At 45.7% G+C, this 685-nt stretch carries 1 protein-coding gene; it reads left to right on the top strand.

Features of this window, described 5'->3' with window-relative positions; genetic code table 11:
* Window positions 1–685, top strand: a 685-nt coding sequence (gene hutG, locus R8O11_RS28015) for a formimidoylglutamase (protein WP_318194973.1), incomplete at both ends; no start/stop codon positions are given.

The following is a 685-nucleotide window of genomic DNA, read 5'->3' as shown; positions in this document are numbered from 1 at the left end:
TGATTGGACCGAAAAAAGCATCAGGTTTGATTCGTAGAGCGTTAGCGAATCTCGCTTGGCATAAAGATGCCCGGCTTTATGATCTTGGGACTGTCGTTTGCGATGATGACTTGTTAGAAGAAAGCCAATCACGCTGTGCAAACCTCATTTCAGAAGCGCTACCTCACACGCCAACTATCGTTTTGGGGGGCGGACACGAAATTGCGTGGGCATCGTTTTCTGGTCTAGCGGAATATTTCAAAACGCATCATCCAGAGAAAAAGCCAAAAATTGGCATCATTAACTTCGATGCACACTTCGATTTGCGCGCGTTCGAAAGTTCATTAGCGGATGTAAAACCAAGCTCAGGCACGCCATTCAACCAAATTCATCATTTTTGTCAGCGTAATGATTGGGCTTTCCATTACGCCTGTTTGGGGGTGAGTCGCAGCAGCAACACGCAAGCTTTGTTCCAAAAAGCAGACGAGCTGAACGTATGGTATGTAGAAGATAGTCAACTCAATTACTTGAATCACAGCTACCACCTAACCCAACTGCAACACTTTATCGACGATTGTGACTATCTCTATCTCACCATTGATTTGGATGTATTCCCAGCAGCAACCGCGCCAGGCGTAAGTGCTCCTGCGGCTAGAGGTGTAAGTTACGACACAATCGCACCTTTTTTAGAACGAATTCTTCACTA

The organism is Vibrio sp. 1288 (genome assembly GCF_033344475.1).
The sequence above is the reverse complement of the archived record's forward strand: the minus strand, read 5'-3'. Positions and strand labels throughout refer to the sequence as shown.